21 protein-coding genes and 1 pseudogene are annotated in these 17,416 nt (G+C 63.3%); 5 read left to right on the top strand and 17 right to left on the bottom strand.

Annotation, left to right across the window (positions count from 1 at the left end):
- Window positions 1–467, top strand: a 467-nt coding sequence (locus EOA79_RS12810; protein ID WP_206639242.1) for a manganese catalase family protein, incomplete at its 5' end; no start/stop codon positions are given.
- Window positions 468–1,530: 1,063 nt separating this feature from the next.
- The gene (locus EOA79_RS32755) at window positions 1,531–1,698 is read left to right on the top strand and encodes a hypothetical protein (RefSeq protein ID WP_164748491.1); all 168 of its coding nucleotides are present in this window, start codon (window positions 1,531–1,533) and stop codon (window positions 1,696–1,698) included.
- Window positions 1,699–3,206: 1,508 nt separating this feature from the next.
- On the opposite strand, the gene EOA79_RS12785 is transcribed toward EOA79_RS32755, so the two are convergent.
- Window positions 3,207–3,404: a hypothetical protein gene (locus EOA79_RS12785; RefSeq protein WP_127214810.1), complete on the bottom strand. Its 198-nt coding sequence runs from the start codon at window positions 3,402–3,404 to the stop codon at window positions 3,207–3,209.
- 276 nt (window positions 3,405–3,680) lie between these two features.
- Between EOA79_RS12785 and EOA79_RS12780 the strand changes: the two genes are divergently transcribed.
- On the top strand, window positions 3,681–3,863 hold the full coding sequence (locus tag EOA79_RS12780) for a DUF3606 domain-containing protein (RefSeq protein ID WP_127214812.1): 183 nt from the start codon (window positions 3,681–3,683) through the stop codon (window positions 3,861–3,863).
- Window positions 3,864–4,178: 315 nt separating this feature from the next.
- Here the strand turns inward: EOA79_RS12780 and EOA79_RS12775 are convergent, their stop codons facing one another.
- Window positions 4,179–4,382, bottom strand: a complete 204-nt coding sequence (locus tag EOA79_RS12775) for a hypothetical protein (RefSeq protein WP_245456938.1) — start codon at window positions 4,380–4,382, stop codon at window positions 4,179–4,181.
- Between the two features lie 266 nt (window positions 4,383–4,648).
- On the opposite strand from EOA79_RS12775, the gene EOA79_RS12770 reads away from it, so the two are divergent.
- The gene (locus EOA79_RS12770; RefSeq protein WP_245456940.1) at window positions 4,649–5,401 is read left to right on the top strand and encodes a Crp/Fnr family transcriptional regulator; all 753 of its coding nucleotides are present in this window, start codon (window positions 4,649–4,651) and stop codon (window positions 5,399–5,401) included.
- A gap of 6 nt (window positions 5,402–5,407) precedes the next feature.
- On the opposite strand, the gene EOA79_RS12765 is transcribed toward EOA79_RS12770, so the two are convergent.
- The 3 genes from EOA79_RS12765 to EOA79_RS12755 all read right to left on the bottom strand — a co-directional run bounded on the left by EOA79_RS12765 (window position 5,408) and on the right by EOA79_RS12755 (window position 7,178).
- The gene (locus EOA79_RS12765) at window positions 5,408–5,770 is read right to left on the bottom strand and encodes a hypothetical protein (protein ID WP_127214814.1); all 363 of its coding nucleotides are present in this window, start codon (window positions 5,768–5,770) and stop codon (window positions 5,408–5,410) included.
- A gap of 156 nt (window positions 5,771–5,926) precedes the next feature.
- On the bottom strand, window positions 5,927–6,220 hold the full coding sequence (locus EOA79_RS12760; RefSeq protein ID WP_127404070.1) for a hypothetical protein: 294 nt from the start codon (window positions 6,218–6,220) through the stop codon (window positions 5,927–5,929).
- 106 nt (window positions 6,221–6,326) lie between these two features.
- The gene (locus EOA79_RS12755; protein ID WP_127217546.1) at window positions 6,327–7,178 is read right to left on the bottom strand and encodes a glycoside hydrolase family 108 protein; all 852 of its coding nucleotides are present in this window, start codon (window positions 7,176–7,178) and stop codon (window positions 6,327–6,329) included.
- A gap of 41 nt (window positions 7,179–7,219) precedes the next feature.
- Between EOA79_RS12755 and EOA79_RS12750 the strand changes: the two genes are divergently transcribed.
- Window positions 7,220–7,495, top strand: a complete 276-nt coding sequence (locus EOA79_RS12750; protein WP_245457362.1) for a hypothetical protein — start codon at window positions 7,220–7,222, stop codon at window positions 7,493–7,495.
- Here EOA79_RS12750 and EOA79_RS12745 read toward each other — a convergent pair.
- The 12 genes and pseudogenes from EOA79_RS12745 to EOA79_RS12690 all read right to left on the bottom strand — a co-directional run.
- Window positions 7,492–8,508 carry a contractile injection system protein, VgrG/Pvc8 family gene (locus tag EOA79_RS12745; RefSeq protein WP_127335092.1) on the bottom strand — a complete coding sequence of 339 codons (1,017 nt, stop codon included), beginning with the start codon at window positions 8,506–8,508 and terminating at the stop codon, window positions 7,492–7,494. The two genes, EOA79_RS12750 and EOA79_RS12745, sit on opposite strands and share 4 nt — an antisense overlap.
- A gap of 83 nt (window positions 8,509–8,591) precedes the next feature.
- On the bottom strand, window positions 8,592–8,822 hold the full coding sequence (locus tag EOA79_RS12740) for a tail protein X (RefSeq protein WP_127217002.1): 231 nt from the start codon (window positions 8,820–8,822) through the stop codon (window positions 8,592–8,594).
- Between the two features lie 30 nt (window positions 8,823–8,852).
- Window positions 8,853–9,242 carry a response regulator gene (locus tag EOA79_RS12735; RefSeq protein ID WP_095800211.1) on the bottom strand — a complete coding sequence of 130 codons (390 nt, stop codon included), beginning with the start codon at window positions 9,240–9,242 and terminating at the stop codon, window positions 8,853–8,855.
- Between the two features lie 79 nt (window positions 9,243–9,321).
- Window positions 9,322–9,741: a phage tail protein gene (locus tag EOA79_RS12730; protein WP_127217003.1), complete on the bottom strand. Its 420-nt coding sequence runs from the start codon at window positions 9,739–9,741 to the stop codon at window positions 9,322–9,324.
- Entirely contained in the window at window positions 9,741–11,693 is a 1,953-nt protein-coding gene (locus EOA79_RS12725; RefSeq protein ID WP_127335093.1) for a phage tail tape measure protein, read from the bottom strand. The genes EOA79_RS12730 and EOA79_RS12725 overlap by 1 nt, the downstream gene beginning before the upstream one ends.
- Window positions 11,693–12,073 carry a phage tail assembly protein gene (locus EOA79_RS12720; RefSeq protein ID WP_127335094.1) on the bottom strand — a complete coding sequence of 127 codons (381 nt, stop codon included), beginning with the start codon at window positions 12,071–12,073 and terminating at the stop codon, window positions 11,693–11,695. The genes EOA79_RS12725 and EOA79_RS12720 overlap by 1 nt, the downstream gene beginning before the upstream one ends.
- On the bottom strand, window positions 12,073–12,606 hold the full coding sequence (locus EOA79_RS12715; protein WP_127335095.1) for a phage major tail tube protein: 534 nt from the start codon (window positions 12,604–12,606) through the stop codon (window positions 12,073–12,075). The genes EOA79_RS12720 and EOA79_RS12715 overlap by 1 nt, the downstream gene beginning before the upstream one ends.
- Window positions 12,607–12,737: 131 nt before the next feature.
- Window positions 12,738–14,270, bottom strand: coding sequence for a phage tail protein (locus tag EOA79_RS12710; protein ID WP_127335096.1), 1,533 nt, complete (start codon window positions 14,268–14,270; stop codon window positions 12,738–12,740).
- 74 nt (window positions 14,271–14,344) lie between these two features.
- Window positions 14,345–14,866: a DUF4376 domain-containing protein gene (locus EOA79_RS12705; RefSeq protein ID WP_164748235.1), complete on the bottom strand. Its 522-nt coding sequence runs from the start codon at window positions 14,864–14,866 to the stop codon at window positions 14,345–14,347.
- Window positions 14,867–15,105: 239 nt separating this feature from the next.
- Window positions 15,106–15,849, bottom strand: coding sequence for a hypothetical protein (locus EOA79_RS12700; protein ID WP_127335098.1), 744 nt, complete (start codon window positions 15,847–15,849; stop codon window positions 15,106–15,108).
- 2 nt (window positions 15,850–15,851) lie between these two features.
- On the bottom strand, window positions 15,852–16,802 hold the full coding sequence (locus tag EOA79_RS12695; protein ID WP_127335099.1) for a hypothetical protein: 951 nt from the start codon (window positions 16,800–16,802) through the stop codon (window positions 15,852–15,854).
- Window positions 16,803–16,903: 101 nt separating this feature from the next.
- A pseudogene (locus EOA79_RS12690) lies at window positions 16,904–17,416 on the bottom strand (DUF4815 domain-containing protein); the annotation flags it as partial.

Raw genomic sequence — 17,416 nt, 5'->3', positions numbered from 1 at the left:
ATCCCGGCATCAAGGATGCCCTCGGCTTTCTGATGACGCGCGAAGTCGCCCACCAGAAGTCCTTCGAGAAAGCGCTGTACGCGATAGAGAACAACTTCCCGACGGGCAAACTCCCGGGCATCGAGAAATATGCCAGCATGTACGTCAACACCTCGCAGGGCGAAGGAGACGCCACGGGACCCTGGAACTCGGGAGGCGAATGGGACCGCATCGACAATCTCGAAGAGGTGATGCCCGCCGACGGCGGCGACGGGATGGCGACTGTCAAGCTAAATGCCAAGGACAAGAAGGTCGCGGCCAATATGGCGGAGCGGACACTCTCGGACCCGGCTTCCGATCCGATGACGGGCGCCGATATTGGAGCAGGGCCGGGGGCCGGCCGCACCAAGAATGGTGACATGGGCGGCGCCGCCAACATCCAGGAGGCGCCGGCGCGGGCGGGCGCCGCAGCTCGCAAAACCAGGTAGCCTTTGCATGGAGCCTCAAGAACGTCGTTTCGCGTGCGCAAGAGAAACCGCCTGTCGCGACCGAACAGGCGGTTGCCTGGTTAGCGATTTCGACTACCCAGTCGGGTTTAGAACCGGGACGAGCCAAAGGCGTGCGATGCTTTCCGTGAAAGGACCTTGCCGACTAGCCGGCAGTGATCGGTGCGAGCGTGAGCCCGAGGTGACCGTGGCCGAAGGCATTAGTGCACAGTGCGGTGACCTGGACGAGGCTCGCAGTCCCGACATCGTTTCAACGGTGTCTGTTCATTGGAAAGCTCTTCATAAAGCGTTGCGACCACATTGAAAGAGCCTGCCGGTGTGAGGGCTCTTTTTGTCGGACCTTCTCTGGGGCGTGTAGCCGTTCCAATTGGGGCCGACCTGAGGCTTAGCCGAGAAAGCCGCCGAGCTAGACAAGCGTTCAGCCATAGCCAACGTTGACTTTTTCCCACGCGAATGATCCGAGGCCGCAGGCGCGCTACGCTCTCCGTCGCTTAGAAAGCACTCGTGGCAGGTCAGCTTCGTCGGTGATGCCGTCATCAAAAGCTTGGAGGATTTCCCTAGCCAAATATTCCCGCTGTTCGCGATCCTTCTTGGCTAGTCGTCGCTCGTCGCACAACCGGTTAAACACCCGCTGGTGCATGTCCAGATCAGCGGGCCCGTAGACGCCACTCCAACGCGACAACGACATGAGCGCCGCCCTCGGGAAGGCATCTGCCATTATCTCACAGAACGTCCCAGTGTGGAACGGATTTAAGCCTCAGTCATTAACCAAAGGCAGGAATGTAGCCGTCTCAGTGGCAACCTAAAAAAGCCCGTCGCTTACGCTAATTAGCCGCGGCGGGCTTTTCATTCGCTACCACTAAAAACGTGGATGCCTACCACTGAACGGTGGCGCATAAAGCATCTCTGCCCCGCCGCGGTTGGCATCGGGGTAAGAGCCCGGCCTGTGCGCCCAAGGTCTCCTCGACCCCTTCGGCAGGCCGGGCGCCCGTATCTAAGCTATGTGCCACGCCGCCCTCTCTAGCAAGCGCGACAAGTGTAGTTCGTGAAGCTCCTGCATGCTTTCGAGAAGTTCGAGGAATTCGAGCGCCTTGGCGATGGGCAGTTCGAGCCGTTCCAATTCGGCTATGCGCTCCCGCTGCTCAGCGAGGTGCCGTCTACCCAGGCTAACATGCCCGCGCACCATGCGGATGTCATCTGTAAGCGCCATTGATCCTAACGCCATCACGCGCGGGCCGTTCCGGCACTCATCCCGGCAAACAAGAGCCCGCTCGCCTGAGGGGGGCCGAACGGGCTCCGGGGGAAATGCCCCCACGCGGCGCGGTGAACCTTGGCCGGGGACACACGCCGCGACACCCAACGAGATGGTTGATGGAATTGTTCCCTCCGGCCGATGCGACCTAGTTGGACCAAATGACGATGTTTTCGAGAATAGGAGAGCCCGCTCGGCCCTGGGAAGTCAAACGGGCTCCGGGGGGAGGCGTTTTCCCCGCCCGGCGTGGCTTGGGCGGCCCAGCCATAACAGCCGCCAGAACACTCGCCGTGAAGCTCGAACCGGTTGACGGTTAAAAAGTTCCATCAACAACCGTTTGACGAAGAAGCTATCTGTCAGCTTCCTTCCTCGAAGTCCTGCAGGTCGCATGGCGCAGCGTGTGCTCACCGCGAAGGAACAGCACCTGGCTGTCCCGCGTCTATCTCTCTCGCTAGGAGACGCGCCTCTCGAAGTGGAGAGCTCGAGTCGTTGCCGATCAGGTCGATGAGCTCGCGCGCCTGCGCCTCGAGCATACCGGTTCGCGCATGAGAACCGCACTCGAAAACCTTCATCGCCTGGATGCGCTCGTCGTGCTCTTTCTTGCTCTCGGCCCTCAGGTCTCCTCTGGCCGTGGATCCGGATCCGGGCGAAGGTTCCATAACCGGCGGCTAGCTATCGCGGAGACGCCTTAGGTGGTCGGTGTGTTGGCGTTGAGCCGCCTGAAACTCCCGCAACCGGTGTTCGGCTTCGCCTATGGATTGGCCACGCACTTCCATTCTGGCGATCAACGCTCGCTGGTGCGCTATGCGTTCCGCGCCCTCTCGAACGTGGCGCTGCGCCATTTCCAACGGGGTTTCGCGGCGGGGCATTGCAGACTGATCATAGCAGGATTCAGCAGTCCCGTCTTGGCTTCTCCTCGGCAATCCGCGAAACGGCCAGAAGCCCGCCAGCCTGAAGGGCCGAACGGGCTCCGGGGAACGCCACCACATACCCCCAAACGGCGCCTCGCCTGGCAACGCGCACCGCGAGACCGCACCCAATGTCCGTCGGTAGGTTCCATTAGAGAAGGCTTGAGAACCTATTTGCCGCGTCAGAGTTGTAGGCGTATGGCCAAGGGCTTGAAGATAGGCGACGAGGTCGCCATCACCGCGAAAGTGGGCCGTCGAGTCACAGAAGACCGGGTCAGCGTATCGATCCCGTCATACGGGCAGCCTCATTCCATCGTCGACCGAACAGCGAAGGTGAAACAGGGTCAGGAAATCGGCTGCGAGGTGACGTCACCCGGGTGGATGAGGACAAGGTGACAATCGACCTGGGCATTCCCGTCACCTTGAATGCCGACACGGTTAGGCTGGTCACGCCCTACAAGCCGCCGACGCGAAAGACGCCACTCGTTGACAAGCCGACTTGAGCGATCTGTGCTGCCGCGTGGTTGTCCGTCGCCGCCCATGATAGTCGTGTTCCAGAACCTAAGCCAACATGTCTTTGATCACCGCATCAAGCGCCGCAAGATCTTCCAGTGCGGCGATTTCCAACGGATCCGCGGCTTGCTCAGGCGTTTTTGGTTCAGGAACGCCCTCGGCGCCTATCGGCACGTAACTCGCCACAAGGATGTCCCGATACTGCTTGAGCAGGACAATCGCCCGATCAATGGTCTTCTGTTCCATCGCTGCACAGTAGCACAGGTACCGGCCAATGCTCCATCGAGCGGACCTGACCGGATCCCGCCGGCAGCCTTCCGCGAGCGCCCTGCGAAAGAACGGCCCGCCCCTGATGCCATTGGAGCGGGCCTGCGGAGAAGGGGAGGCTCCGCTGGCGGCTCTGCACGGGGATCGGGAGGGAGGTGCGCCGCCGCGCCCCAAACCTCGTTGAATGCAAGGTGTTCCGCGGCCCCGGAACATTTTCTTTGTGATCCGGTTGGTCGAGTTCAGGAGGTATGCGCTATGGCAGACGACAAGAGCAAGCGCGGCGGCGATCGCGACCGGGTATCAGCGGATCAAGAGTACGAGATTGAATACTTCGCCAAGCGGCACCGGATTTCGCCTGGAGCAGTCAGGGAATTGATCCGCCAGCACGGCAACAGCCGCAAAGCCGTGGAGCGCGAGGCCAGAAAGCTACGGCCGTGATCTAGCCTCGCCGATTGTCGGAAATCGGGCGCGGGGCGAGCTTGCGAGCGAGGTCGATCATTTCCATCTGTGCCACCATGTGGCGCCAAGCCGATGCTATGCGCGACTTGCGCCAAGTCATCTGGCATCAAAGGCCCGCACACGAACCGCTTGTGCAGGACGCCTGAAGGATCGGATCGCCCAATCGATCCGTCGACTGGTAGTCCGCCAAACGTACCTCCCGGATGCCGGGCTGCCGGACGGGTCGGAGGACTTGGACAGACGGGGCCCCCTCGGCTTTCCCGAACGGCTTGGCCGCCCGCAAATAACTCACTGCTATCGTCCCAACGGCTTGCGAGAAAGCTCAATCAGCTGTCCTTCATCGGTGACGCCGGCCATATAGCTGGCAATGATCCGCAAAGCGCGGCGCTCTCGCTCCGCTGCAGTTTCCTTTGCGACTGAGCCGCGTTCGAGAATCTGGCAAAGAAATTCAACATCGACAGGTGTGAACGCGCCTTTCGCCAGTCTTGCTGAAGCCATGGCTTTCTCCTCCTGCCAAGCGGGCCCGCCCGACACGCCTGCAGGCGGGCCTTCGACACGACGGCACTTTGGAAGCAGAGGGGAGCATAGCTGTGCCGCCGGGCTCCCAACCTGCGATCCTAAAAGGTGTTCCTTCGTCATGAGCAAAAATCATTCCAAGCGGTCGGACTCGGCCATGGCTAGGGGCTTGAGGCGCAATCAACCTGGGGGTCAAAGAGCCATCCTCACCGCACGGGAACATTGGGGCCCGATAGAGGTTCGGGCTTATGTCGATCAGCTCAGTGTTGCCGGGTTCTTCCTCTGACCTGATTATCCGTAAGCTCCAGATCATCTCTGACCTTACTCAAGCCGACATTGCGATTCTGGAGAGTATCGCGGTTCAGGAGCGCGACTACCGGACAGGAGAGGATATCGTGCGCGAGGGCGACCGACCCTCTCATTCCTTCGCTGTTCTGGACGGCCTGGTGGCATCTGCGAAGATCACCGGCGAGGGAAAGCGACAGATCACGTCAATCTTTGTTCCGGGAGACATCCCGGACCTCCACGGAATTCATCTTTCGGTTATGGATTGCACCTTCGCACCACTCACGCCCGCCAGAGTGGGGTTCATGCGCCACGATGCGCTGCGCGCGATCTGTGCCAAACACCCCTCCATCGCCAACTTGTTTTGGCGCTCAACGCTGATCGACGCAGCGATATATAGAGAGTGGGTCACCAATGTCGGAAGGCGGGACGCCTATGTTCGCATGGCTCACCTCCTGTGTGAGCTCATCGTCCGTCTCCATGCAGTCGGCCAAATTCAGGACCACGTGGCGGAATTTCCAGTAAGCCAGGCAGTGCTGGGCGACGCAGTGGGGCTATCCACCGTTCACGTCAACCGAGTGCTTCAAGAACTTCGCCGCGATGGCCTCATATCCACCTCGGGCTCGAGGCTCAAAGCGCTCGACTGGAAAGGGCTGGTCCGTGCAGGAGACTTTTACACGACCTACCTGCACCAAAAAAACGTGATGTCACTGTAGGGTCCGTCAGTCTGCCGACGAGCGCACTCGGCCGATCTTATCGCCCTCGATGAAACGGTCTATCCGCTCGTGCAGCGTCGAGACGCTACCCTTCAAGTCGCGGACACCAGTCATCACCTCGTCGCGGAATTCGCGTAGGCCGGCCTTGGTGATGTAGGTCTCGGCAACGTGCAGCTTGTGCGCGGCAAGCTGCTCGGCAAGCAGCGATACCGAGCCGATCGCCATGTCTGCCCTGGCATGTGCGTCGCGCGCATCCTTTTTGACCTCGTCCCGAGCCGATTTGATAGACGCCTCGATGCGCCACCATAGGCCAGCCACCGCGCTGACGACGGCGATCAAGAAGGCAAGGTTCGCATTGAAGTCACTCATTCGCCCCTCCCCAGTTCAGCTCGACGCTCGGCGCTGGCCTTGGTGTGGCGGTCGCATTCCGCCGGCGTGTAAAGGCCGATCGCGCAGCCTGGCGCCATCGTCTTGTCGATCTTATTCTGATCGGTGATCGTCTTGCCCTGCGCGCCGGCGAGGCTGCTACCAATGGCCGAGCGCAGCGCCGGCGCACCGCTGACGGCGGAAGTCGTACACGCCGCCAGTGTCGATGCAGTCGTCAAAAGACATGCGAGCATCAATGCCCTTTGTGATCGCATCTTGATTATCCTTTTCGATCTTGGCGCGGACCTCTTCGGCGCCGCGGTGCTTGATCAGTTCGTAGACGGTGAAAGCGGCGCCGGAGACGAGCGCCGCACTGGCCGCCCAGGCGATAGCGCCCGCAAACAGGCGCGAGGTGCCGAGGCGGCCGACAAGCAGGCTGATGAGAACGCTCATAACAGCAACCAGATCAGGAAGCCGGCGATAACAGCCAGGGTTGCGGCTCCGCCTAAGCGCAGGGCGCGATCGAGGATCACGGCAAAGACCGAGGCGAGGTTTTCCATTACGTCGCCTTCGCCCCGAGAGCCGCGGCGAGGCGCTTCGCCTTGCGGTTCGCATACCAGCGCCAGGCGAGACCGCCGATTGCGAGCAGCGCGCTAGCGACGGCCAAGATGACGACGACCTTGCCGATCCAATCGCTGGTGTAGGAGAACGGCGAAAGCTGGTTCTGGAGATCGTACAGATAGCCGGAGAGGCCAAGCCCGCCGGCACCGGCACCGGTTGCCGCATCGGCCGGTGCGGTCGATGAGGCAGCCTTGGCATCCTCGATAAAGCCTTTCGCCTGGCCGCCGTCGACGAAGCTCGCCGTCCGCGGCGTGAGGCCGGTTGCCCAGGACTGGCCGATCGAGCGGACCTCCGCGACGCGACAAGACCAACCGCGACCGAACACCGGCCACGTCTTCAGGTGCTGCAGGAAGGTCAGGCGCTGATCGCAGATCCGGTCGATCAGGGCATCGCGGTCGTTGCAGGCCTGGACGGCCGCGATCGTGCCGAGCCCCATGACCCCGTCGAGCCGGCCCTTGTAAAGAGGCCCGAGCGCGCGCTGCAGCCAGATGATCGACTGCTTCGGACCGGAGTTCACAGCGCCATCGAAGACGACATAGTCGACCCCGGCGGGCAGCCGGTCACCCTTCACGGCGTCCCAGTATTGGCGATCGTAGATCTCGAAGAGTTCCTGGCTGGTGATGCTCTTCACGGACCGAGGCGCCAGCCCCTTGCTGCTGCGGTAGGCGTCAAAGATCCTTTGGGTCACACCCTTCATCGTGGCGCCACCCGGGTCGGCCGGGTGATTGCTGTAGCCGCCCTCATGCGCGAGCACGCGGGCGAGCGATTCCTGCTCGCGAGATGCGGTCATGATTTTTCCTTTCGCTTGGGAACCTTCCTGCCGGCCGGGGATTGAGGCCGGCGGCAAGGGGGATTTCAGGATTGGATTGTTTCAGGAAGCTTGAGGCGCTGATCGACGCCGGCGGCGCCAACGCGGTGGGAGAGGCGCGTGCGCTTCTCGCTCAACTCAAAGATAAGTCGCAGGGCCTGGCCGAGGCGGTCGACGAGTTCCTGCTCGATATGATGACCCTGGATTTCGTGCTCGAAGCCGAGCGCGAGGCATTTCAAGACTCAGCACGACGGTTGGTGCGTAGGCGGCTGACGATGGTGAAGTTGCTCTCGGCCTAACGGCTGTCCGTTCCGGCCGAACCTTGCGGGTTGCCTAACGAGATCTGCGTGGTGTAGCCGCTGCCGCGGTCGAGCGTATCGGTGATCGAGGCGATTGTGTAGCTGCCGTCGACGCCGGCGCGCAGCTGGATGATGGCAGTGCCTTCCGGCTCGGCCGTCGGCTCGCCCTCGATCGTGATCGAACCGGCGCCCTTCTGCCGCGCGCCGTCGATACGATCGGAATCGGCGCGCGTCTGCGCTGCAGTCGCGTCCGGCTGCATGAAGCGCAGCACGTCCTCCGGCTCGACGTCGTCGCCGGTTTCGACCTCTTCGATCACCTGCCTGGCTCTATGCAAGTCGTACCAGCGGCCTTTCTTCTTCTTGAAGCGCGGCCGGTCGGTCGCCGGCGTCAGGCCGCTTGCCGAAATCACCATGCCGCGGGTGATGACGATGGTCGGCAGCGGCTGGCCTGTCGCCGAAACGCCCTGGTTACGAGGCACGAAGCCAGCCTGCGATCCCTTGATGGCAAACGTCGCGCCGTGCTCGCGCGCAAGCCGGTCGGCGAAGGCGAAGAAGCTTTCATTGTCCTGCGCTTCATATTCCAGCTGCCGGCCGGCAAGCGAGGAATGCACCTTGATCGACAGACCGGCGTCGCCGGCAGCGTCCTCGAGGACCCGTCCGAGCGTTGTCCTTTCCCAATGGCGGTCGGTCGGCTGCTTGACCTTGCCTTTGAGGCTGGCCGAGCGCGCAGTGACCGTCAGAACGCTGCCGGAGCCGCGATCAAGAGACCAGTCGCAGGTGTCGACCTCGCCCTCAAAGCGGCGCATCGCGCCGCCTTCCCAGCCGAGCTCGATCGAGACAGGCGTGCCCGTCTTGGGAAACCGGACCGTCGCATCTTTATCGTCGAGCGTGAACGTCGCCGAATGCGTCGCCTCGGTGCCGCTCTTGGTGATGGACAGCGAGATCAGCAGCGGCACGAAACGGGAGGTGACATCCTGCCCACCGACCACGACGCGGAAATGACCTTTTCTCATTTTGCCTCACGCGCCGCAGGCGCTCCGGCGGGGCGCGGCATAGGCCGCGACGCCCGGTCGGGCTTGCGGGCTTTTGCCCGCTGTCATTCGAAGAGATCGATCACTGGCCTGGGGGCCGCGCCTTCAGCCGCCATTTCCGCCTGTGTCATCACGGTCACGACTAAACCCACGGGAAGCTGCGGACCGGACCTGGCAAGATCCTGGTTAAGGGCGAAGGTCTTCGCCACCATGCCCGAGAAGACCTTGCGATAGTGCCTTGCAAGAAGAGTGGACAGCGTCGTGCCTTCCGCCCTGACGGTGACGGTCTCGGTCATGGGCTCCAATCCAGAATCGTGTCCGAGCGGCTAAGTGTTTTCGCCGGGCGGCTGATCGTTGAGCAGGGTGGCCAGTGCGGTCGTGATCTGCGGCATGAAGAACGGCTTCGCAATCATTACGCTGTTGGGGACGCCTTCGGAAGGCCAATGAACGGCGCTGTCGCCGCTGATGTAGATTACCGGCATGGCAGCATTTACCGCACGGATTTCGCGAGCCAAATCCCAACCTGATTTCCCCGGACCCAGACGAATGTCGGTAATGAGGGCTTTGATCGTCTCAGGCGCCGCATCGAACGCGCTCAATGCAGCTTCGGCACTGGTCAAGCCCGACACGGCAAAGCCAGCTTCCTCCAATGCGGTTTCAATTTCCAAGAGGATGAGAGGTTCGTCCTCAACGACCAGAATCGTGCCGCCGCCCATAAGGTCCCTTCCCTCATTTGGTCTACTACGCTCTCGACAGCGGTTCGGTTCCAAGGAAAGTAATCGTTTTCGCGCGCCTTTAGCCGAGCAGCGAAAACAGCGTTGCGAAGAAATCGCTCGCCGCCGGCGCCGCCGATTTCTGCATCTTGACTGTGATATCGACGATCTGGCCGACCCCGTCGCGATCGAGGAATGCGTGCTCGTCGCTGATCGACTGGACGACATAGAAGCCGAACACGCTGCCGTCGCCACGTGTGACCAGCTGCGGCGTGCCGGCGAGCTGCGCGTTGCGCAGGATGTTCAACGTGCCCAAACCGCCAAGCTTCGACGGGATCAGGCGGCCGGAGACGGTGAGCGTTTCCGACCCGACGCCCACATCCTCGAGGGGCGGCCTCGCGCCGACCACCGGCTTTTCCGCATAGTCGTGCGTCGTCTCCCGGCCATGCGTGTCGATGTTGAAGGAGAGATCGCACTCGACCAGACCGATCTTCATCAGCATCAGCGCGGTCCCCCAAAATCGATCGCCTGCCCGCGTGTATCGGCCTGCACCTGCTGGCCGGTCGTCCTGCCACCGAGCGAGCCGACCGGCCGCATCAGATCGGCCCTGGCCGAAGACAGGAAGCCGCTGACGCCGGCGATGAAGGCCGCGGCCGCGCTCTTGCCGAAGGCCGACCCGGCCCCGGCGACGCCGGAGCTGAACGTTTGCGCGGCGTTCTGGCCCGCCTGCGTGCCGCCTTCGGCGATCTTGGCGCCGGCATCCGCGCCGCCGGACTGCAGCCGGCGCTCGAATTCATCGGCGTCGAAGCCGGCGACGTTCGGGCCGATGCCCGGGAGACCTGGTGCCGGCGGCACATAGGCCTGGCCACCCCTGGCAGCCGCATGACGCCCTTCGGCGTACACCTGGAATTGCCGCTCGGCAGGGGTCATCTCTGCCCAGTTCCTCGGACGTGGCGTGGGGATCGGCGTGCTCGAGGCCGGCATGCCGGTGTTCGGCTCGCGCGTCTGGCGATCTTCGAGGATCTTCGTCTGCAGCGCATCGAAGACACTCTTGATCTCGCCGCGGCCGAGCTGCGCCAGCGCATCGCGGAACGCCTTCTCGGCCGGCGCGCCGGTGAAGCGATCGAAGAACCCAAGCTCGGGATGCTGCTTGTTGTAGCGATCCTTGAACTCGCCCATATAGGCCAGCGGATCGCGGCCGCTTGCCCGCAGCGTCTCATAGCCCTTGTCGACGGCCATCATGTCGGACAGACGGCTGTTGACCTTTTCGAGGACCGGGTTGAGTGCCCTGCCGGAGAGGTCGCCAAGCGCCCTCCCCGTTTCCTGAATGTTGTTGATCAGCTGCTGCCAGTTGCCTTCGGCATCGCCGGTGATCTGGGCGAAATCCTTTGCCACGGTGCCGGCCGAGCTGCCGAGCGCGTCGAGGTGCTTCTGCAGCTCCGGCATCTGCGTCAGCAGCGCGCGCATGCCCTGCTGCATCTGGATGTCGGTGAAGATCAGCGGCAGCTTCGACAGGTCGCCCTTGAGCGCCTTCTGCGTCTGCTCGACCAGCGTCTGGATGACGTCGCCGCCCTCCTTTCTGGTGCGGTCGAGTTCCTTGCGGATGTCGATATGATACTTCTTGAAGTTCTTGGCCACCTCGTTGCCATAGGCCTTCTGCAAGATATTCGAGAAATTGGTCGCGGCCTCGGCCGAAGATCCGGTCTGGTTGCGCACGATCTCCAGCATGGCGGCCAGGCGCTTCAGGCCCTCGGTGCCCTTGTAGCCGAGCGCCGCGAAGGCAGGCGCGATCGCCGGCAGCTCCGCCGCCATGTCCTTCAACTCGAACTTGCCGGCCTTGCCCTCGAAAGCGAGGATGTCGAAGGCTTGTTGCATCCTGTCGGCGGTGATGCCGAGCGAATTGGCGAGCGCGTCCGCAGTGAGAGCGATGTCCGACATTTCGGAGCCTGAGGCCTGCGCCGTGCGGGCGACCGACGGCAGGAAGGCCAGCCCCTCCTCGAGCGACCTGCCGGAGGCGATCAGCGTTTCGAGGCCCTGCACCACATTGTCGAACGGCAGCTTCGACTTGTCCGCAAGCTCCTGCAGCACGGCGATCGTCGGCTTGATACTGGTCGCCGGCTTGTCGGCATTGATGACGATGCGCCCGATCGTGCGCTCAAGCTGCGCATAGTCGCGCGCCGTACGGATCGCGACATAACCGGCAGCGGCGGTCGCGACACCGGCTGCCTTGCCGAAGGTGGCCCATTGCGCAAGCCGCTTCTGCCGTTCGGCATCCTGCACAGCCAGAAGCCGCTCCTCGGCCACCTGCGTGCGGGTCAGGCGCGTGTTGTTGCGCGCCAGGTAGACATCGCGTTCGGCGCGCTGCAGCGCGGTCAGGCTGGTCCGCGCCTTTGCAGCCGGGCCCGACACGCGGTCGAGCAGGCTGACGATCAGCTCCGCCGACATCCTGGCCATCAGGCGTCATCCTTCGCAGCTGCAAAGACGAACTCCGGCACGAGCTGATGGAAGATTTCCATCAAGGCCTCCGCGTCATTCCAGACGAGCTTCTTGAGCGCCGCCGCCGGCAGGCCGCAGAGCCGGGCGAGCAGATCGCGGTTGCTGATCTCGGCATTCGACCAGTCGTCGATGTCTTCGAGAAACGGCGGCCGCATCCGGATGCGCATGAGGCGTTCACCATTGAGCGTGATCGGGAGCCGCAATGTCAGGGACCGGTAGTCAGCGTCCGCGAGTTCGGTCTCCACCTGTGCCTCGTCGTGCGCGCCCGCACCGATTGCGACGGGCGCAGCTTCGTCGATCCCGGTCATGAATTGCTCGATCGCGTTCTTGTCGACCATTATTCGATCCCGAGCAGCACGCGGGCCTTGCCCAGTTCATCGACGCCGAACTGGCGGCGGCGGGTGGTGAAATAGTCCCAGTAGAACCATTCCTCGTTGTCGACCGAGAGCTCGTAGTGCGTCACCTCGCCGATCTGGTGATCATGGCCGAAAGCCGAGGCGCGGTCGAAGGCGTCGGGCGCGATGCGGCTGACGATGCCGCGGATGACCGTCTTCGCCTGGAAGGCGTCGCCGGTCTGCTTGTTCTTCAAGACGCCGTAGCCGGTGAAGTTCAGCGGCTGGTTGGTGCCGACGCCCATGGCGCGATAGCTCGACTTGGCGAAGCCGGCGAGCTTGAAGGTCGGCTGCAGCGCCTTGATGGCGTTCATGCCGAACTCGACCTCGCCGGGCGCGCCGCCGCCGAGATGGGCAACGGTCACCTGCTCCAGCGTCGGGAGCCCGAGCGACTGGAGCTTGATGTGGTTCGAATCTTCCGGGTCTTGGTCGCCGACGAAGAGGTTGACCTGTTCGAGCAGCAGCAGTTTCTCGGCCATGACTGGCGTTCCTTTTGAGAGGTTTCAGAGTGTACGGGCGAAGCCCGCAAGCCCGACTGGGCGTCGCGGCTCGTGCCGCGCCCCGCCGGAGCCGCAGGCGGCAAAGCCGCCGGTGCGCGGCGTGAGGCAGATCAAGAAACGAGATTTTGGCGAGCCAAAAGCTCGTCGATCGTCGCCTGCAGGGCCGGTGCATAGGGACGGCTGGTCATGGTCAGGCGGCGGAACACCGGCGCTTCCTCGAATTGCGCGTCGATATAGATATGGCCGGAGCGCAGATCCTGCGCGTTGTTCAATTCCGGATCGAAGCGGCACTTGAAGCCGAGGATGTCGCCGTTCGCCTCGGCCTTGGCGAGGATGTCGTGCACGGTGTTGACCACCGACTGGATCGTCTGCGTGGTCAGGTTGAACTTGCCCAGGAACTGGCGCAGCGTGCGCAGGCAGGTCAGCTCGATGAAGTCGCGGCCGCGCACCTTGTGATATTGCTGCCAGATCGTCTGGTCCGACAGATTGTCGGTGCCGATATAGACGAAGCCGCCATCGGCGATGGCGAAGTCGTCGCCGCTGTCGCCGCGCGCGATGATGCCGCCTTGGGCGGCCAGGATTTCCTGTCCTTCCGTCGAGCCGTCGGTGAGCGAGAAGCGGTAGTTTTGCTCCGGCCCGACGATGCCGTAAAGCGCCTGGTTGGCCCAGGAGCGGAATGGCCGGCCGTCATTCTCATAGTCGCGGCGCACGGCGACGCCGGCGACACGAGGCGCGGCGGGGCGGGTTACGACATCGCCGGACGCGTCGAGGCGCTTGATGCCGGGCGTCACCGGGATCAGACGGTCGGACGACAGCGTCTCGCGCCACTGTGTGAAGGCGGCAAGGCCGTTCGGCCCATCGACGATCGCCACGGCGAGGATCTTGTTCAGCACCTCGGGCAGCGCCGCGCAGACGGCGTTGGCGAGTTCCTCGACTTCTGCCGTCGAGGTCGGCAGCACCTTGCCGGCGTCGACGCCGCCGCCGCTGAAGGAGACGTTGAGCGGCGGGGACAGGTACGCTCCGGGCGTGTCGATGACGAGCGAAGCCACCTTCTGGGCGTCGGGGCCGATGCCCATGACGGCATGCGCGGTCGGCAGCACCTTGTTCGGATCGGCGCCGCCGCCGGTGAACTCGACGGCCGGAGCGACGGTCATGTTGGACCCTTGTGTCGTCAGCGTCAGGCCGGTCAGCGCGCCGAACTGCTGCGTCGTGTATCCCGGCACCAGGATGAGGCGCGGATAGACGCCGAGATCGGCGCCGGCATTGACGAAAGCGTTGATGCCGGTGCCGGCGACCGACGAGCCGACGATGTTGGCGATGGTGGCGGCGATGTCGGCGCCCTCGGCGACGCGGTTGACCACGAGCTGGGCGGCGACCTGGTAGGGGCCGAGCTGCGCATTGATGCCTTCCACGGCGTCGACGAACAGCGAATCGGGATCGCAGAGCGCGAGCTTGGTCGTGTCGTTCGAATTCAGGCGGACGGCGACACCGGCCGGGAATGCCGCGTCGAAAGCCGCCTGCAGAGCCGTCGGCGCCTTGGCGAAGGGCATGCAGATGCCAACGACGCTCATCAGCGCATTCGACGGCACGGCCGCCTCGTTGGCGTCGCGGCGGATTGTGATCCCGAAGACGGGGTCGGTCATGACAGTCTCTCCTGTGGGTTGAAACAAAAAAGCCCGCGAAGGCGGGCAGCGAAGACAGAGGCCTCCAGTCTGGTCTAAGACGGCCAGCCTGCGTCGATATCGATCCCGTCGAGCGCCGCAAGATTCGCCGCAGCCATAATCTCTTCCGAAAGCGTCCTCGCTCGACTGAAGCACGCCTGTACATGGCGCCCGACGGCGATGCCTATCGCTGTGATGCTGGCCGCATCCAGCGTTACCCAAACACCAGGCTGCGCCTCCCAATCGATCGTGTCGAGTCCGGGGTCGTTCTGGAACAAGGCTACCGCCCCAGTGATCTTGGCTTGGCTGTTGGCGTCGGTGCGAACCGGCGCCCCCCCGACCACGATCCCGCCTGTCTCGACCTGCCAGCGCTTGTCGGCCAAGGCGGCAAGCTTAAGGTCGCGAACGGCGGAAAACGGCAGATCAGCGACGACGTATCCCACGGTCGCCGTGCTATCCGTGACTTCCCACTCTTCGATCGGCGCGAGCTGCCGCGTTTGCTTGGCCGGATCGAACGTCGGCGGCTGATCCACGAGCTTCAGTCCGAAGCCTGCAGCGACAAGTTCGTCGTCGGTCAAGAGCCGAGCCGTCTCCGGCGTGTCCCCAATCCGCCAACCGGGATGCCCCTTGACCAAACGAGTGCCATCGATAAGTAGAACTAGAAATTGCATGGTTTCTCTCGGGGAAGGGGTGGGGAAATGGCTGGCACAGCAATCCTGATCTTAGCAATCGTGATCGCTCTGATCCTTCTGGCGGGTTTTATAGGGTTTGCTTTCCTGCCACAGACGTATCCCGAAGACGGTTCGGACTAGATGCCTCAAGGCTGAGGCTTGAACGAAACAGCGACGCCGGCGCTGTCCGCGACGGAGCCAGATGCCGTTGCGGTGATCGCCACTCCGGTTGCTGCGGAAGCGTAGGCTTTGTGTGCTCCGGTCACATAGTCGTTGCTGAGCGTATCTCGCTCGAAATCCTCGACAAGCTCGGACCATGCCCACCCATTGCCAGCGGTGAGAGTTCCTCGGCCCATTGCGCAGCCTATAATCACGCCGCCATCGGCAACATCGAGGGATATATTGATCGGGGACGTGGCGTCACTGGCCGTTGTGAGAGGCGTAATGTCAGCGCCCAACAGACTGAACACTCCGAGATCAGGGCCACCTGATGCGCCAGCGGTAAGGCTGACCGATGCCGTTCCAGACGAGCCGGTATTGACCACTGCGGCAGCTATGCCTGCGCGGCTCTGCCCGCTCCCCAACTCAACAAGCGGGGTAAGCGCCACCCCCATGACATTGCCGGAAGAGAAGCTGCCGCCGTTGAATTGTCCCCAAGCAACGACCATGACCCGTTGCTGACCGACCTCGGGCAGCGGAACGCCGGAGAAGGTGAAACCCGGATCACCCGCGCCGTGGTAGGCAACCGCGATGTCGGAACTCCACACAGGCTTCCAGATGCCGGCGACATCTGCGAAGCCCTTTCTCACCTTCTGCCAAACACCGGCACGCCTGGTCCATTTGGGGGCGATTGGCTTCCAGATACCGGCGTCCCTCGCAAACGCGGCCATACCTACACCTGAAACCAAACGTCGCCATCAACGCCACCGCTTGGCGCGGACGTCGAGATCGTCAGCGATCGGCTCGCCATGGTCCCGATGCCGAGAATGGCTTTTGTCTGTGCAATGGATTGCGGGCGGGCGTAGTTGTCGCCGGTTCCGTCCGAAGAGATGCGCCCAAAAAAGCCCGTCACTGCATCGGCACCATTGGCATAGGTCGAGCGGAACAGGCGAGTTGTGATGTCGCCCGAGGCATCGCGTTGCGCGAGAGTGTTCGCGGTCGCGGCCGTTGCGGCGGCCACAAGCCCAAGCAAGGTCCGCATCGCAGCATAGTCGGCGGCTGAGATCAGCGAGCGGCCGTTCGCCGAGGCGTCCGTGATGTCGGCGACGGCAATCGCCAAGGCCGTTTTCAGGCTGGCAGCGCTGATCGCGCCGGAAAGGCCGGCCACCGACGCCACGGCGTCGGTGTTGTCGATTTTCACCCATTTGGTGCCGTCCGAGACGACCCAATCGCCGACCTTCCAGTCGGTGATCCCGCCGACGCTCGTCGCGCCGGCCACGGACACCATGTAGTACCAGCCCTTGTTCCCGGCTGCGGCCGCCGGGATGGTCGGGGTGTTGGTGTTGGCGTTCCAGTCGCCCTGATAATTGAGCGAGCCGAAGAGCGTCGAAGGTAGTTGCGCAGCCGGCACCTTCCCGGTCGCGTCGAGGCTGGCATAGCCGTTCGCGTTGCCCTTTTCCGAGCCGTCCTGCTTGCTGTCGAGCGCGGCCTGCAGGCCGGTCGTGTCGGCGATGACGTGGCTGTGGACCAGCAGCGCGCGCTGCGCGACCGAGACGAGCAGGCCGGCAATGTCGAGGTCGATCGCTGAGAGCGCCGCGATCAGCCGCAGAACGTCGTCCACGAGGTTGTTGCTGCCGTCCGGAAGCTGGTAGTTCCGGTTCGGCGTGGTGTTTTCAACGGCCATTTGGCGGTCCCAGTTTGAAGGTTAAGCCCGCGACCGCGGGCCGGCGATCGTTCGCCGCCCCGCCGGAGCCGCAGGCGGCGCCGGTGCGCGGCGCGAGGCAGTCAAGGCGCAGAGATCGCCCGGAAGTCGTAGGCCATCGGCCGCGCCGCCGGCGTGCCGTTCGACGTAATCCGAAGCCGCCCGACAGGGTTCGCGGTGAAGCCGGCGAGACTGTACTTCCGCTCGACCCAGCCCGCGTCCTGAAGCGGGGTCTGCGTCACCTGCGGAACCGGGGTCCAAACATCGTTGGCGGCGTCAACGTGCAGCGCGATCGTCGCTCCGGTCGGGATCTTGGTCTTAAGGTAGGCCAGGATGTCGACGAGTGTTCCCATGTCGAAGGCGCGCGTCACATAGGTGCCTGTCGTCTGCAGCTCACCCTCGATCGCCAGGATCACCGGGAACACCACGGGCGAGACCTTGGCCGCGCCCGACAACACTGCCCGCACCTGGACGTTGCCGGTGTAGAACGACTGCAGTTCCCACGCCTGGTCGGGATTGAGCAGTGTGATCGAGCCGTCGTCGAGTTCGACCTCGAAATGCATCGCCGCCGCCGCGGTCGGCAGCTCGACCTCGGC

The sequence above is a fragment of the Mesorhizobium sp. M1A.F.Ca.IN.020.03.2.1 genome (assembly GCF_004023205.1).
In the GTDB taxonomy this organism is placed as follows: Bacteria; Pseudomonadota; Alphaproteobacteria; order Rhizobiales; family Rhizobiaceae; genus Mesorhizobium.
This window is presented reverse-complemented; position numbering and strand designations above follow the sequence as displayed.